Here is a 948-nt window from a genome sequence, read left to right on the forward strand (position 1 = left end):
CGGTAGAACGTGCCTTTGCCGGCGATCTCGGCCTTGACGATGTTGGCGGTACGCCCGGCAAGCACGCTGCCATAGCGGCGCTGCAGATCCTGATAGCTGGACTGGGCGCTTTCGACGGTCGGCTGCGAGGCGATCTGCATCGACCACGAGCCACCGCCGGCCGCGGTCGATGCCGGATCGATGGACGCAACCTGATCGGGCTTGACCTCGCCGACGACATCGACCGGCTGGTCGGACGGACGCTGCGGCGCGAGCGGAACCTTTGCCGGCGTGTTGGCCGATTGGGCCTTGGCCTCGGCCTTCGGCTTGGCCACCGGCTTGAGGGCCGGCTCGTCGTCCGCCTGGGCGGCGGCAGGCGCCACGGTACCGGTCTGGTCGGCATCGGCTTGCGCCGCCGGGGCGACATGCTGCGGCGCCGGATCGACCGGCTCGGTAGCGGCCACTTGCGGAGCGGCGGGCGCCGCCGGATCTTCACGCGGCACCAGCGAACCGTCCGACTTGACCACCATGGTCCTCACCTTGCGCGGTGCAATGGCGACGACATCGGCATTTGTGCCCTTGTCTGCATCCTGCAGCACCTGCGCGATGCGGTCCTCGGACTTGGGAGCTGGCGCCGTATTGTCGGCCAAAGCAGCGCCAGCCATCGGCGCGGCATTGCCGACATCGGTTCCAGCGCCGGCTGCATTCTGGTCCGGCGAAAGATCGATGGCGCGGGCCGGGTCCTTCGCCTGCACGTCCACCGGCTCTTCGGTGTTGGTGACCAGCTTTTCCTGGACCGGCTCGGCGGGCTTGGCGCCCCTGACCGCGTCGTAGACCTTGTTGTCCTGGTTCGGCACCACGGCACCGCCCGGATTCTCCGGCTTGACCTTGATCGGCGCGTTGTCGGCCTTGACGATGACGGGCGCTTCGCTGCCGCCCTTGCCGCCAAAGGACAGCGCAAAGGCACCG

The 948-nt window shown here is 68.7% G+C and carries 1 pseudogene; it reads right to left on the bottom strand.

Going from position 1 to position 948, the window contains the following annotated elements:
• Positions 1-948: pseudogene (locus EN914_RS36630) on the bottom strand (SPOR domain-containing protein); the annotation flags it as partial.

The sequence above is a fragment of the Mesorhizobium sp. M7A.F.Ca.CA.001.08.2.1 genome (assembly GCF_003998455.1).
Classification (GTDB): domain Bacteria; phylum Pseudomonadota; class Alphaproteobacteria; order Rhizobiales; family Rhizobiaceae; genus Mesorhizobium; species Mesorhizobium ciceri.